This is a genomic window from Faecalibacillus intestinalis, from assembly GCF_015097455.1.
GTDB classification, from domain to species: Bacteria; Bacillota_I; Bacilli_A; order Erysipelotrichales; family Coprobacillaceae; genus Faecalibacillus; species Faecalibacillus intestinalis.
The window spans coordinates 2,420,802-2,436,003 of record NZ_AP024085.1 but is presented as its reverse complement, the minus strand read 5'-3'; the positions used below and the strand labels follow the sequence as shown (position 1 = coordinate 2,436,003).

The following is a 15,202-nucleotide window of genomic DNA, read 5'->3' as shown; positions in this document are numbered from 1 at the left end:
CGAAAAATGGAGAAAAATATGAAACAATATATATATGGAAAGAACCCTATCATGGAGGCGTTAAAGGGTGCAAGTGTTTATAAGATTTATATGTTAAATGGGCATAAGGATCCTAAAATTTTTGATATTTGTAAAAGAAATCAAATTCCATTAGAATTTGTTGATAAGAAAGAATTTGATAAGAAGGTAGGAAAGGTTGTTCATCAAGGAGTGATGGCCTATATTGAAAATTATCGCTATTATACAATTGATGAAATTTTAAAAGATATTCCTGAAAATAAACAACCTCTATTACTTATGTTAGATGGTTTGGAGGATCCTCATAATCTAGGTGCTATTTTGAGAACATGTGATGCTGTTGGTGTTGATGGTGTTATTATTGGAAAAAATAGAAGTGTTGGATTGAATGGAACGGTTGCGAAAGTTTCAACAGGAGCTATTCATCATGTAAAAGTAGCACAGGTAACAAATTTAACAAGAACATTAGAAGATTTAAAAAAGAAGGCATTTTGGGTCGTTGGTTGTGAATTAGAAAATAGTCAAGATTATAGAAGTGTTGATTACAATATGCCTACAGTATTAGTTATTGGTTCAGAGGGATTTGGAATGTCAAGATTGGTAAAGAAAAGTTGTGATATTAATGTTGTTTTACCAATGGTAGGACATGTGAATTCATTAAATGCATCAGTAGCTGCATCTGTTCTTTTATATCAAGTCTATAACTCACGTCATCCTTTATAGTAAGAAAGGAGAGACAAACTATGATAGCGTATAATGAACAAGAATTATTGTATTTATATCATTTAGGTTCTTCAATAGCGTATAAATTGTTGTTAGATGAGTATAAAAATAAAATTGAAATTTTTGTGAAACGTTATTGTAGAGAAACAGCATTAACTTCTGCAGAAGATTATAGTCAAGAGGCGTTACTTGTTTTGATTGGAATTTTTGATCGCTATCGCTATGATAAGAATGCTTCTATAAATACATATTTTTCATATGCGATTAATGATGTATTAAAATTACAAAAAAGGATACTTAATAGAGGTAATAAAATTTCTACGATTTCTTTAGATCAAGAAATCTATGGAAGTAATATGCGTATTGAAAATATTATTGCAGATCAAAAGAGTTATAATAGACCGGAATATCAATTACGGTTAAATGAAAACAAAAGTTATTATTTAAATAAAATAGAAAAAGCAAGCTCTTCACTTGAAAGAAAAATATTTGATTGTTTTATGAAAGGATATAAGAGTAAAGAAATTGCTGAATTGTTGAATATTGATATTCGTTGTGTCTATAATGCGAAATATCGCTTACAAAAAAAGATGGACAAATCTAAATAAGATTGACTATAGCTAGCTTTTATGCTAAATTATAGTGGCATAGAAATGAGTTGATAAGATGAAAGAAAAAATCATTTTAGTGTGTAGTGAATGTTTATCGAGAAACTACACAATGACTAAAAATAAACGATTAAATGTAAAAAGATTAGAATTAAATAAATATTGTAAACGTTGTGGAAAGCATACGTTACATAAAGAAACAAAATAAGGAGGCTATGTCGTGTTTGGTAAAAAGGCGGAAACAGAAGTCGTTGAAGAAGTAGAACGTGAATTAAAATTTAAAGAGTGGTTCAATTTAAAAGGAATCAGAGCTGAAATTAAAAATGTTCATTGGTTAACAAAAAAAGAATTATTTAATAATTCTTTAACTGTATTAGTGTTTACTTTTGTAATGGGGTTATTCTTCTTTGGTGGAGATGCCGTTATTGCATTTATATTGAAAGCATTGGGGATGAATTAATTATGGCAGGAATGAATGATGAAGGAAGACAATGGTATGTTGTTTGTACATACAATGGTCATGAAAATAAAGTAAAAGAAAACTTAGAAAAACGTATTGAATCAATGGGATTACAAGATTGCTTATATAATATTATTATTCCAGAACATGTAGAAACAGTTATTAAAGATGGTAAAAAAATCAACAAAGTAACAAATATGTTTCCTGGATATGTTCTTGTAGAAATGGTTATGACAGATGAAGCTTGGTATGTTGTACGTAATACTTCAGGGGTTTCAGGATTCATTGGTTCTTCTGGTGGAGGAGCAAAACCTTTCCCACTTCAAAAACATGAATTAGATCCAATCTTAAAGAATATGGGTATTAGTACTTCAGCAATCGAAATTGACTATGCTGTTGGAGATGAAGTAAATGTTATTTCAGGTCCATTTGCTGGTAAAAGTGGAACTGTTGAATCGATTGATTTTGAAAAAGAAACGGCTAAAGTACTTATTGATTTCTTAGGTAATCAAACCCCTATGGAAATTGATTTAGTAGCATTAGAAAAAACATTCTAGACAAATGTATTCACATTTGTCTTTTATATTATGGAGGTAAAGATGTCTAAATTATTTTTCTTTGATATAGATGGTACATTGATAGATTGTAATAAAGGGCTTTATGGTATATCAACAATAAATAGAAATTCCTTTGATCAGTTAAAACAAAAAGGTCATGATGTATTTCTAGCTACAGGTAGATGCAAATGTTTTATTACAAAAGGTGTTATGGATTATCCTTTTAGTGGATATGTCACTTGTAATGGGGGCTATGTAGAATATAAAGGAGATGCTATTTATAAAGCTGTTGTTCCAGCAAAAGCAATAGAAGAAACAATTAAATTATCTAAAGAACATCATTTTAGTTTCTATTTTGAAAGTAGCGATTATATTTATGTCTTAGATAAAAATGACCCACAACATAAAGAATTTGCTAGAGTATGGGGAATGAAAGATGAAACAATTATTGATGATTTTGATCCACAAGAAATTGAAACATATATTGGAATGATCGTTGTCAATTCAAAAGAAGATATTCCTCTTTTAGTTGAAACATTATCTCCATATTTTGATATTCAAAGACATCAAACAGGATGTTCGTTTGATTTAACATTAAAAGGTGTTTCTAAAGCTGTAGGAATCCAAAAATTAGTAGAAGCACTTCATAAAGATATCAAAGATACGATTGCTTTTGGAGATGGACGCAATGATTTAGAAATGTTAGAAACTGTTGGAACAGGTGTTGCAATGGATAATGCGGTTCCTGAAGCAAAATTTGTGGCTGATGAAATATGTCCAGATGTCAATGATGATGGAATTACAACATGGTTGAAGGAACGTGACTTTATTTAAAGTGAACTTTTTTGTTATAATGACAAAGGTGATTATATGAAAGAAAAAAATTAACAATGAAAGATATAGATCATAAGCTAAGTCGTGAAATTGTAAATACAGCAAAAGCACATGATGTCTCAGTAATCAAATTAGAGCGACTACAAAACATCCGCTCAACGACAAGAACAAGTCGAAAAAACAATCATAGCCTGCATACATGGTCATTCTATAGACTAGCTACATTTATAGAATACAAAGCAAAACTGGCAGGCATAGAAGTTGAGTATGTAGATCCAGCATATACAAGTCAGATCTGTCCGATATGTGGAAGAATCCAACATGCAAAAGACAGGAATTATATATGCAGATGTGGATATCAAACACACAGGGATCTGCTAGGAGCCATAAATATATGCAACTCAACTGAGTATATTGGTAACAGATATACTGCCTAGAGAACTATAGGTTCTGCTCTAGGAAGGGTAATGGCATACCCCTAACTTGCACTGCGACCTATCAGAAATGAACTGGTCAGCCAACAATGTTGGCAGGTAGCAAGAATCCTCTGTCTTTAGACATGGGGAGTGTCAAAACAAGAATATTTAGTGAATGTAGTATGTTAGAATGTAATAAAGATCTTGAACTTTATTATTTAGATTCTTTTAAAATAGTACATGAAAAGTAGACTCTTTATAAAAGTCTGCTTTTTAAATTACATTTTTTTGGTGTATTCTTAACAATAAAAAGAGTAAAATAGGCTTTGGAGGTGAGACTATGTTGTTGTTAGGACATAGAGGTTATAGTGATCAATATTCTGAAAATACAATGTTAGCTTTTTCAAAAGCTATTGAAAGTGGATTTGATGGTATTGAAACAGATGTGCATAAAACAAAAGATGGTGTTCTTGTTTTATGTCATGATGAAAAAATCAATCGAACAAGTGATGGAAAAGGTTATATTAAAGATATGACTTATGAAGAGCTTTGTGCATATAATTTTGGAACAAAAGAAAATCCTCAAAGAATTCCTTTGTTGAAAGAATTATTGGAATTATGTAAAGGAAAAAATGTAAAGATCAACTTAGAAATTAAAACAAATAAAATTCAATATCCAGGAATAGAACTAGAAAGCTATCAAATGATCAAAGAAATGGGGATGCTAGATCAAGTTTTATTTTCAAGTTTTTATGTTGATTCTCTTTATAAATTAAGAGCAATTGATTCATCTTTATATTTAGGTTATCTTTTTGAAGATGATTATGAAAAAAATAAACAATTATGTCTAACACAAAAATTTCATGTACATGCACGTGAAGATTTTCTAGATGAAGATGAAATTGCACTCTTTTTAAAAGCTGGATTAGACATCAATACATGGGGTGTAAAGAACCGTTTTAGATATGCTTATTTTAAGGAAAAAGGTGTCAATATTGTTATTGCAAATAAAAATTTTAAGAAATTAAAAATGTAATCGCTTACGTTATTTTTTCACATCAAACAAGCGATAATGCTTGTTTTTTGTATGTTTTTCATGTAAGATGGTTGTGTACAAATGAAAAATTTCACAATAGTTATGGAGGAAATAAAATGGCAGAAAAAAAACCCGTACAACAAGCTGTCCCAACTGAAGCAGAAACTGATGCTCATGTTGATGACCTTGTAAACAAAGCTTTAAAAGCTTTAGAAGAATTTGAAGATTTTACACAAGAACAAGTAGACTACATCGTCGCTAAATGTTCTGTAGCTGGACTAGACCATCATGGTATTTTAGCTGAAGCTGCAGTTAACGAAACAGGACGTGGAGTATTTGAAGATAAAGCTGTTAAAAACTTATTTGCATGTGAATATGTTACTAACAATTTACGTCATTTAAAAACAGTAGGGATCATCAATGAAGATCCATTAACTGGTATTACTGAAATTGCTGAACCAGTAGGTGTTGTTTGTGGTATCGTTCCAACAACTAACCCAACTTCAACAGTAATTTTCAAATCATTAATCGCTTTAAAAACAAGAAACCCAATCATTTTCTCGTTCCACCCAAGCGCTCATGAAAGTTCAAAACAAGCTGCTATCGTAATTAGAGATGCTGCTATTGCTGCTGGTGCACCAGAAAACTGTATCCAATGGTTATCAATTAAATCTATGTATGCTACTAATGCATTGATGAATCACCCAGGTGTTGCAACTATCTTAGCAACTGGTGGTAACGCAATGGTTAAAGCTGCATATTCATGTGGAAAACCTGCTTTAGGTGTAGGTGCTGGTAACGTACCTGCATATGTTGAAAAAACATGTGTATTACCAAGAGCTGTAAATGATATCGTATTATCAAAATCTTTCGACAATGGTATGATTTGTGCTTCTGAACAAGCAGCAATCGTTGACCAAGAAATCTACAGTGATTTCATGAAAGAAATTAAAAGATTCCATGTTTACTTTGTAAATAAAGAAGAAAAAGCTAAACTTGAAAAATTCATGTTTGGTGCAGAAGCTTATTCAGACAATGTTGCTCAAGCTAAATTAAATCCAAATGTTGTAGGTAAACCTGCTGAATGGATTGCTGAACAAGCTGGATTCAAAGTGCCTGCTGAAACACAAATTATCTGTGCTGAATGTAAAGAAGTAGGACCAAATGAACCATTAACTAGAGAAAAATTATCTCCAGTATTAGCTATCTTAAAAGCTAAAAGCACTGATGATGGTATCGCTAAAGCAGCTGCAATGGTTGAATTTAACGGTTTAGGTCACTCTGCTGCAATTCATACAGAAGATCATGAAATTTCTAAAAAATTCGGACATGCATGTAAAGCAATCCGTATCATTGAAAACGCTCCATCAACATTCGGTGGTATTGGATCAGTATATAATGCATTCATTCCATCATTAACATTAGGTTGTGGTTCTTACGGACATAACTCAGTATCTAACAACGTAAGTGCTGTTAACTTAATCAATATTAAGAGAATAGGGAGACGTAATAACAATATGCAATGGGTTAAACTTCCTCCAAAAGTATACTTTGAAAAGAATTCAATTAGATACTTAAGAGATATGAAACATATGGAAAAAGCCATGATCGTTACTGATAGAAGTATGGTAAATCTTGGTTATGTTGAAAAAATCGAAGACGTTATTAGAAGAAGACGTAATCATGTAGATATCGAATTATTCTTTGATGTTGAACCAGATCCAAGTATTGATACTGTAAGAGAAGGGGTAGAATTAATGAGAAAATTCGAACCTGATTGTATCATTGCTTTAGGTGGGGGATCATCAATGGATGCTGCTAAAGTTATGTGGTTAATGTATGAAAACCCAGAAGTTAACTTTGATGATATCAAACAAAAATTCATGGATATCAGAAAACGTGCTTTCAAATTCCCTGAATTAGGTAAAAAAGCAAAAATGATCTGTATCCCAACTACATCAGGAACTGGATCAGAAGTTACTCCTTTCGCAGTTATCACTGATAAGAAAGAAAACAAAAAATATCCATTAACTGACTATGCTTTAACACCAACTATCGCTATCGTTGACCCTGAATTCGTAATGTCATTACCAGGAGCAATCGCTGCTGATACAGGTATCGACGTATTAACTCATGCGGTTGAAGCTTATGTTTCAATCTTAGCATCTGACTTTACTGATGGATGGGCTAAACAAGCTGTTAAATTAGTATTTGAATACTTAGAAGAATCAGTTAAGAAAGGTACTCCAATTGCTAGAGAAAAAATGCATAATGCTGCAACTATCGCAGGTATGGCATTCGCAAATGCATTCTTAGGAATGAACCACTCATTAGCTCATAAGATTGGTGGAGAATGGCATATTCCTCATGGTAGAACAAATGGTATCTTATTACCACACGTAATTAGATATAACGGAACTATTCCAACTAAATTAAATATCTGGCCAAAAATTGAAAACTATAAAGCTGATGTTAAATTCATGGAATTAGCTCAATTAATTGGATTAAATCCTAAAACTCCAGCTGAAGGTGTTGAAATGTTCGCTGATGCTTGTGAAGAATTATGTCACAAAGTAGGTGTTGCATCTAACGTAGAATCTCAAGGTATCTCAAGAGAAGCTTGGGAAGAATCAGTTCATAGAATTGCTATGAATGCTTACGAAGATCAATGTACACCAGCTAACCCTAGAATGCCTATGGTTAAAGATATGGAAGATATCTTACGTAAAATTTACGATTACAAAAATAAATTTGATAAATAATAGTTAAGGTAGGCATGTCCTACCTTTTCTTTTTTATATTTTTTGTAACGGAATTTATTCACATTTTATTATGAACAACAAAAAGAAGAATTTGAACTATATGCACAATTAGCAAATTATGAAACGCAGTTTTATGAGTAAGAATTTCTCTTAAGAGAAAGTTCATAATGAATTCATATAGAATTGTTATATTAATCATGTCGGATGAAGACAATATAATAAACAAGTATAAGTGACCCCTCTCCCAAAAATTCACTTATACGCAAAGGAGGAACGCGTGTTCCTTTTTTTTGTGCAAAAATAATTAATTAATTATTGCAATAAATATTTAATATTGTTAGAATAAGAAAGGGCAATACAGTGTCTTCCATAGGAAGGCACTTTTTATTTTTATAGATACTAGAGGAGGATAGAAAATGGCTAAATACATATTTGTAACAGGTGGAGTTGTGTCTGGTCTTGGTAAAGGGTTAACAGCTGCATCTTTAGGAAGAATTTTAAAACAAAGAGGACAAAAAGTCTTCATGCAAAAATTAGATCCATATATTAACGTTGATCCAGGAACAATGTCACCTTATCAACATGGGGAAGTATTTGTTACTGCAGATGGGGCAGAAACAGACTTAGACTTAGGACATTATGAAAGATTTATTGATGAACAATTAAATAAAAACTCATCAATTACAACAGGTAGAATTTATAGTAACGTTATTTCAAAAGAAAGACGTGGAGATTATTTAGGAGCTACTGTACAAGTTGTTCCTCATATTACAAATGAAATTAAAGAAAGAATTTATGCAGCGGCACGTAGTTCTAAAGCAGATATCGTCATTACTGAAATTGGTGGAACAACAGGAGATATCGAAAGTTTACCTTTCATTGAAGCTATCCGCCAAGTAAGATTAGATTTAGGATATGAAAATACTGTTTATATTCATACAACTTTACTTCCATACATTGGAGCAAGTCATGAAGTAAAAACAAAACCAACACAACATAGTGTTAAAGAATTAAGAGGTTTAGGTATTCAACCAGACTTTATTGTTTGTCGTAGTGAACATCATATTGAAAAAGAATTAAAAGACAAAATTTCATTATTCTGTAATGTACCAACACAAAATGTTATTTCTAACTACGATGTAGAAAATTTATATGAATTACCACGTATGTTATTAGATCAAAAAATGGATGATTTAGTATTACAACATTTACAAATCAATGCACCAGCAGCACATATGGAAGAATGGGATGCATTAGTTAATCGTGTTAAAAACTTAAATCAAGAATTAAATATTGCTTTAGTTGGAAAATATGTTCAATTACCTGATGCTTATTTATCAGTTAATGAAGCTTTAAGACATGCAGGATATTATGTAAATAGTGTTGTTAATATTGATTTTATTAATTCAGAAGAATTAAATAAAGAAAATGTAGCAGAAAGATTAAAAGATGCTGATGGAATTATCGTTCCAGGTGGATTTGGTGATCGTGGTATTGCTGGTATGATTGATGCTATTGAATATGCACGTACAAATAATGTACCACTTTTAGGTATTTGTTTAGGTATGCAATTAATTACCATTGAATATGCTAGAAATGTTTGTGGTATTAAAGATGCTAATTCATTAGAATTTGATGAATTATGTAAAAATCCAGTTATTAACTTAATGTCAGATCAATCTTTAGAAGATATGGGTGGTACACAAAGATTAGGTGATTATGAATGTCAATTAAATCCAGGTACACATGCAGCGCGTCTTTATGGAAAAGAATTAATTAAAGAAAGACATCGTCATAGATATGAATTTAATAATAATTATAAAGACGTTTTAGTTGAAAATGGTTTAAAAGTTGCAGGATTTAATCCAGAAAGAAATCTTGTGGAAATTGTTGAAATTGAAGATCATCCTTACTATGTAGGATGTCAATTCCATCCGGAATTTACTTCAAGACCAAACCGTGCACAACCTTTATTCCAAGGGTTGATTTCAGCAGCACATGATCGTAAATATAATAAATAAAAAAGCAATATCGAAAGATATTGTTTTCTTATACAAAAAAGGAGATTGTCGAGGCAATCTCCAAATTTTTATTTCTTAGGTAATTTAAATGAGCTCTTTAATGAAACGACTCTATTAAATACAAAATGATCATCTGTAGAATCTTTGGTATCAATACAGAAATATCCATTTCTTACAAATTGGAATGAATCACCAGGTTTATATTTTTCAATAGCTGGTTCAACATAACAATCTTCAATAACAGTTAATGAATTAGGATTTAAATTTAAAGATCCATCTTCATTATAAACACCTTTTTCTTCATCAACTAAGTTTTCATATAAACGTGCTGTTACTTTCTTACAATGATGAACAGGAACCCAATGAATTGTACCTTTTACTTTTCTACCAGTAAATCCTGTACCGTTTTTAGTAATAGGATCATAAGTACAATGAACAACAGTTACTTTTCCATTTTCATCTTTTTCAAAATCAACACATTTAACGAAATAAGCATTCATTAAACGAACTTCATTTCCTGGGAACAATCTAAAATATTTTTTAGGTGGTTCTTCCATAAAGTCATCACGATCAATCCATAATTCTCTTTCAAATGGTACTTTTTCATAACCTAAATCAGGATTTTCCATGTTGACCATCGCATCTAAATATTCAACTTGTCCTTCGGGATAGTTATCAATTACTAATTTAATAGGATCTAAAACAGCCATCACACGAGGTGCTTTAGGTTTTAAATCATTACGAATACAATATTCTAACATCGCATAATCATTTGATGAGTTACTTTTTGTAACACCGACTAATTCCATAAAAGATTTAATTGATTCAGGTGTAAATCCTCTACGTCTTAAAGCAGCGATTGTGACTAGTCGAGGATCATCCCAACCATCAACAATACCTTCATCTACTAAACGTTTAATATAACGTTTTCCTGTAATAACGTTTGTTAGATAAAGTTTTGCAAATTCAATTTGTTTTGGTGGATGTTCATAACCAATTTCTTGAACGACCCAATCATATAAAGGACGATGATCTTCAAATTCAAGAGTACAAATTGAATGAGTAATTCCTTCAATGGCATCTTCAATTGGATGCGCAAAGTCATACATTGGATAAATACACCATTTATCTCCTGTATTATGGTGTGTCATTCTGGCAACACGATAAATAATAGGATCACGCATATTGATATTTGATGAAGCCATATCAATTTTAGCTCTTAATACTTTTGATCCATCTTCAAATTCACCATTTTTCATTTTTTCGAATAAATCTAAGTTTTCTTCGATTGAACGATTACGATATGGAGAATCTTTACCAGGTTCTGTTAAAGTACCACGGTATTCTCTAATTTGTTCAGGACTTAAATCACAAACATAAGCTTTTCCTTTTTTGATTAAAAGAACAGCAGCTTCATACATTTGATCAAAATAGTTTGAAGCAAATTTGATATCACCATCATATTTAGCACCTAACCATTCTACATCTGAAACAATACTTTCGACGAATTCTGTTTTTTCTTTCATTGGATTTGTATCATCGAAACGTAAATTGAATGTTCCATTATATTTTTTAGCTAATCCATAATTTAATAAGATTGATTTAGCATGACCAATGTGTAAATAACCATTTGGTTCAGGAGGAAAACGTGTCGCAATTTTTGTATATTTTCCTTCCGCTAAATCTTGATCTATAATTTTTTCAATAAAATTTTTACTTACTACTTCTTCTTTATCCATAGGAAGTCCTCCCATAATTTTTATATGTTTTAGTTTACCATATTTTCCTTGATTATAAAACATCCAATACTTCATAAATTAGAAAATATGTGCTAGAATGTTTGCGGAAGGTGATAGCATGTTTAGAATAGGACAATCGATTGATATTCATCAATTAGTAGAAGGAAGAGATTTATATATTGGTGGTGTAAAAATTGACCATGATAAAGGTTTATTAGGACATAGCGATGCAGATGTTTTATTACATGCCATTATTGAAAGTATTATTGGGGCATTAGGTCTTGGTGATATTGGAAAACATTTTCCAGATACGGATCCTCAATATAAAGGAATTTCTTCAATGGTTTTATTGGAACATTGTTATCAACTGATGGATAAAGAAGGTTATGAAATCAATAACCTTGATAGTATTATTATGTGTGAAGCACCTAAGATGGCTCCACATATTCAAAAAATGAGAGAAAATGTCGCAAGTAAATTACATTGTGACATCAGCCAAATTAACATTAAAGCAACACGTGGAGAAAAACTTGGTTTTGTCGGCAGACAAGAAGGAATGGTAGCTCAAGCGGTTGTATTATTAAGGAAAAAAGGAGTATAGAAATGGCAAAAGTAAGAACAAGATTTGCACCTAGTCCAACTGGATATATGCATATCGGTAACTTAAGAACAGCATTATATGAATATTTAATTGCTAAACATGATCATGGAGATTTTATTTTAAGAATTGAAGATACTGATCAAGAAAGAGAAGTTGAAGGTGCTGTTGATATGATCTATAAAGTTATGGATCAAACAGGATTAGGTTATGATGAAGGACCTAATAAACCAGGAGAAGTTGGACCTTATGTTCAATCTGAAAGATTAGCTATTTATAAAGAATATGCTGATAAATTAGTTGAATTAGGGGGAGCACATTATTGTTTCTGTGATGAAGAAACAATCAATAAAGCAAAAGAAGAATCTGATAATGAAGAATTAGGATATATTGATCCTTGTAAACATCTTTCTTTAGAAGAAGCAAAACAAAGAATCGCTAATGGTGAAAAATATGTTGTTAGACAAACAATTCCAAGTACTGGAATTACTTCTTTTGAAGATGAAGTTTATGGACATATTGAAGTAGAAAATGCTGGACTTGCTGAAGGTGTTTTATTAAAAAGTGATGGTTATCCTACATATAACTTTGCGAATATTGTTGATGATCATTTAATGAACATCACACATGTTGTAAGAGGAAATGAATATTTATCTTCAACACCTAAATATAATTTAATTTATCAAGCATTTGGATGGGATGTACCATCATATATTCATTGTCCACCTGTTATGAAAGATGAAAAACATAAATTATCAAAACGTAATGGGGATGCATCTTATCAAGATTTAATTAATAAAGGTTTCTTAAATGAAGCAATCTTAAATTATATTGCTTTACTTGGATGGTCACCTGAAGGTGAACAAGAAATCTTCTCATTAGATGAATTAATTGAAGCGTTTGATGTTAAACGTATTTCTAAATCTGGGGCTATTTTTGATATGAATAAATTAAAATGGATCAATAGCCAATATATTAAAAAATTAGATACAAAACAATTAACAGAATTATGTTTACCATTCTTAAAAGAAGCTTATGATTTAAGCAATAAAAGTGAAGCATGGATTGAAAAATTAGTAGAAGTGCATAGAGATCATATTTCTTGTGGTGAAGAAATCGTTGAACAAGTTAAATTATTCTTTGAAGATGAAATTCATTTAGAAGAAGAAGCTATTGAATTTATGAAAGATGAAGCTATTCCAAATACTTTAGCTGTATTTAAATCTAAAGTCGCAGAATTAGCTGAAGAAGATTTTAAACAAGATCAAATTTTTGCTTGTATTAAAGCGACACAAAAAGAAGCAAAAGCAAGAGGAAAAATGTTATACATGCCTTTACGTATTGCGACAACTGGTATTATGCATGGTCCTGATTTAGCAGCTTCTATGGAATTATTAGGTAAAGAAAAAGTATTAAAAAGATTAGGATAGGAAATTACTCTTATCCTTTTTTTATGTTTTTTTTACATAGAGTTTGATTTATGTTGCTTTTTTTGAAATGAAGGCATAATATATTGTCAAAAGTACGGTACTTTTCACAAAAAAGACATAATGAGATGGTATAATAGGTTAGAAAGAGGTGATAACAATGAAGAAGAAAATAATTGGTATTGTTTTAACATTCTTTGTTGTTGTAAGTACTCTTCTTACGATTTTTGCTTTTAGAATAACACCCGTTACTTTAAAAAGAGATACTTTTGTTTATGAATATGGAACACCAATTTCTAATAATCCGGCAGATTATGTCAATGCTAATGCAAATGTTATTAATGAGGTACAATTAAATTTTTCTAATTTAAAAAATGAGATAGGTGTTTATAAAGTATCGGCTTCTTATGCGGGAGTAGAATTTCCATTTTACATTAAAATTCAAGATACAACAAAACCAGTTGTAACTTTAAAACAAGTTGTTTTTAATGTGAATTTAAATGAAGAAATTAGTGCTTTGAATTTGATCGATAAAGTAGATGATCAATCAGAAGTTATTGCTTATTTTTTAGAGGATGATGGAACAAAAAATACAACTCTTAAATTCACAAAAAAAGGTTCTTATATAGTTAATATTCTTGTAGAAGATGTAGTGGGAAATCAAGCGGCTAAATTAAGAGCTAAGATTGTTGTGGGAAGCTTAGGAAATCATCCAACGCTTGAAGGTATTGATGATGTTGAAATTGTTCAAGGAACACATTTTGATATTATGGAAGGTGTTAAAGCTAGTGATGGTAATGGAAATGATATTACACATCAAATTAAGATTTTGAAAAATATAGTCAATACTGAAGAAGTAGGAACCTATGAAGTTATTTACTCAATTACAAATAGTCAGGGTAATAATATTCAAAGAACAAGAAAAGTAGAAGTGATTAAAAATGAAAGTGAGAAGAAAAAATGAGTGTAACTTTAGCGATGATTGTGATATCCGTAGCCATTTATGTCATTATTAATTTTATAGATCATTCAGATGAAAAATCAGTGTTAGCTATTAAATATGGAGCTTTTTATCCTCCTAAAATAGAATATAAACAAGAGTATTGGCGCTTTTTAACAGCTAATTTTGTTCATGTTGATTTAGTTCATATTTTTATGAATTGTTATGCACTTTATTATTTGGGTGGAACTTTCTTTGAACCTTTTTTGGGAAGTTTAGAATATTTGTATCTAGTATTAATTTCTGGAATTTTTTCTTATCTTATTACTTATATGACATCTAAAAAAGAGGGACGTTATCAAAATACGATTACTTTAGGTGCAAGCGGTATTTTTTATGGGTTTTTGGGAGCTATTGTGACTTTAGGTGTTGTTTTTCAAGGACCATTTTTAATGGTTTTAAAACAATTTATTCCTGTCATTGCTATTAATGTTGTTTTTACGTTGGCAGATAAAAATATTTCTAAAACAGGGCATTTAGGTGGCTTTATTGGTGGTGTTATTGCTATGCTAGTGCTTATTGGAAGTGGCTTATGCGTTTATTAATTGATGGAGATGCTTGTCCTGATCGTCAAAAAGTTATTGAACTTGCTTTGCATTATGGAGTAGAAGTTTTATTGTTTATTGATTTTGCACATGTTATTGAAGATGAAAGAATTCAAATAATTATGTGTGAAGTAGGAAAAGATAGTGTTGATCAAATGATTCTTTCTTATTTACAAGAAGGTGATCTATTGATTAGTCAAGATTATGGACTTGCAAGTTTAGCTTTGCTTAAAAATGTAACGATACTTCATGTATCGGGGAAAAGAATTACAGAAGATAATATTAATAATTTGTTGACTTCTCGTTATTTAGGACATCTTTCTAGAAAACAACATAAGCATGTAAAAGGACCAAAAAAAAGGAATTATAGGACATCACAATTCTTTTTAAGAGAATTAGAAAAGATATTTATTGAAAATAAAATAAACGAAGAAAAAGCAATACTAGAATAAACATCT

General features: G+C 30.7%; 15 protein-coding genes and 1 pseudogene. 15 read left to right on the top strand and 1 reads right to left on the bottom strand.

The window, feature by feature from the left end; all coding sequences use genetic code 11:
* Positions 1-18 precede the first annotated feature (18 nt).
* The 10 genes and pseudogenes from rlmB to Fi14EGH31_RS12890 all read left to right on the top strand — a co-directional run bounded on the left by rlmB (position 19) and on the right by Fi14EGH31_RS12890 (position 9,435).
* Entirely contained in the window at positions 19-741 is a 723-nt protein-coding gene (rlmB, locus tag Fi14EGH31_RS12935) for a 23S rRNA (guanosine(2251)-2'-O)-methyltransferase RlmB (protein WP_022002630.1), read from the top strand.
* Positions 742-761: 20 nt separating this feature from the next.
* The gene (locus Fi14EGH31_RS12930; protein ID WP_022002629.1) at positions 762-1,349 is read left to right on the top strand and encodes a LuxR C-terminal-related transcriptional regulator; all 588 of its coding nucleotides are present in this window, start codon (positions 762-764) and stop codon (positions 1,347-1,349) included.
* A gap of 58 nt (positions 1,350-1,407) precedes the next feature.
* Complete coding sequence (rpmG, locus tag Fi14EGH31_RS12925) at positions 1,408-1,557, top strand: 50S ribosomal protein L33 (RefSeq protein WP_022002628.1); 150 nt, start codon at positions 1,408-1,410, stop codon at positions 1,555-1,557.
* A 12-nt stretch (positions 1,558-1,569) separates the two neighbouring features.
* Complete coding sequence (gene secE / locus Fi14EGH31_RS12920; RefSeq protein ID WP_022002627.1) at positions 1,570-1,809, top strand: preprotein translocase subunit SecE; 240 nt, start codon at positions 1,570-1,572, stop codon at positions 1,807-1,809.
* Positions 1,810-1,811: 2 nt separating this feature from the next.
* Positions 1,812-2,366 (top strand): transcription termination/antitermination protein NusG, encoded by a 555-nt coding sequence (gene nusG, locus Fi14EGH31_RS12915; protein ID WP_022002626.1) that lies wholly within the window; start codon positions 1,812-1,814, stop codon positions 2,364-2,366.
* Positions 2,367-2,408: 42 nt separating this feature from the next.
* Positions 2,409-3,200, top strand: coding sequence for an HAD family hydrolase (locus Fi14EGH31_RS12910; RefSeq protein ID WP_117792588.1), 792 nt, complete (start codon positions 2,409-2,411; stop codon positions 3,198-3,200).
* A gap of 44 nt (positions 3,201-3,244) precedes the next feature.
* Positions 3,245-3,637: pseudogene (locus tag Fi14EGH31_RS12905) on the top strand (RNA-guided endonuclease TnpB family protein); the annotation flags it as partial.
* A gap of 319 nt (positions 3,638-3,956) precedes the next feature.
* Positions 3,957-4,652, top strand: coding sequence for a glycerophosphodiester phosphodiesterase family protein (locus tag Fi14EGH31_RS12900; RefSeq protein WP_022001238.1), 696 nt, complete (start codon positions 3,957-3,959; stop codon positions 4,650-4,652).
* Positions 4,653-4,768: 116 nt separating this feature from the next.
* Positions 4,769-7,414 carry a bifunctional acetaldehyde-CoA/alcohol dehydrogenase gene (adhE, locus tag Fi14EGH31_RS12895; protein ID WP_022001239.1) on the top strand — a complete coding sequence of 882 codons (2,646 nt, stop codon included), beginning with the start codon at positions 4,769-4,771 and terminating at the stop codon, positions 7,412-7,414.
* 416 nt (positions 7,415-7,830) lie between these two features.
* Entirely contained in the window at positions 7,831-9,435 is a 1,605-nt protein-coding gene (locus Fi14EGH31_RS12890; RefSeq protein ID WP_200764909.1) for a CTP synthase, read from the top strand.
* Positions 9,436-9,503: 68 nt separating this feature from the next.
* On the opposite strand, the gene Fi14EGH31_RS12885 is transcribed toward Fi14EGH31_RS12890, so the two are convergent.
* Complete coding sequence (locus Fi14EGH31_RS12885) at positions 9,504-11,174, bottom strand: glutamine--tRNA ligase/YqeY domain fusion protein (protein WP_118721955.1); 1,671 nt, start codon at positions 11,172-11,174, stop codon at positions 9,504-9,506.
* Positions 11,175-11,292: 118 nt separating this feature from the next.
* Here Fi14EGH31_RS12885 and ispF point away from each other — a divergent pair, with 118 nt between their 5' ends.
* The 5 genes from ispF to Fi14EGH31_RS12860 all read left to right on the top strand — a co-directional run bounded on the left by ispF (position 11,293) and on the right by Fi14EGH31_RS12860 (position 15,196).
* Entirely contained in the window at positions 11,293-11,775 is a 483-nt protein-coding gene (ispF, locus tag Fi14EGH31_RS12880) for a 2-C-methyl-D-erythritol 2,4-cyclodiphosphate synthase (protein WP_107030090.1), read from the top strand.
* 2 nt (positions 11,776-11,777) lie between these two features.
* Entirely contained in the window at positions 11,778-13,202 is a 1,425-nt protein-coding gene (gene gltX, locus Fi14EGH31_RS12875) for a glutamate--tRNA ligase (RefSeq protein ID WP_107030091.1), read from the top strand.
* 157 nt (positions 13,203-13,359) lie between these two features.
* A complete protein-coding gene (locus Fi14EGH31_RS12870; RefSeq protein WP_200764908.1) occupies positions 13,360-14,163 on the top strand; it encodes an immunoglobulin-like domain-containing protein in 804 nt (267 codons plus the stop codon).
* A complete protein-coding gene (locus Fi14EGH31_RS12865) occupies positions 14,160-14,744 on the top strand; it encodes a rhomboid family intramembrane serine protease (protein WP_117574923.1) in 585 nt (194 codons plus the stop codon). The genes Fi14EGH31_RS12870 and Fi14EGH31_RS12865 overlap by 4 nt, the downstream gene beginning before the upstream one ends.
* Positions 14,732-15,196, top strand: a complete 465-nt coding sequence (locus Fi14EGH31_RS12860) for a DUF188 domain-containing protein (protein ID WP_117346335.1) — start codon at positions 14,732-14,734, stop codon at positions 15,194-15,196. Before Fi14EGH31_RS12865 ends, Fi14EGH31_RS12860 begins: the two co-directional genes overlap by 13 nt.
* Positions 15,197-15,202: the final 6 nt, after the last annotated feature.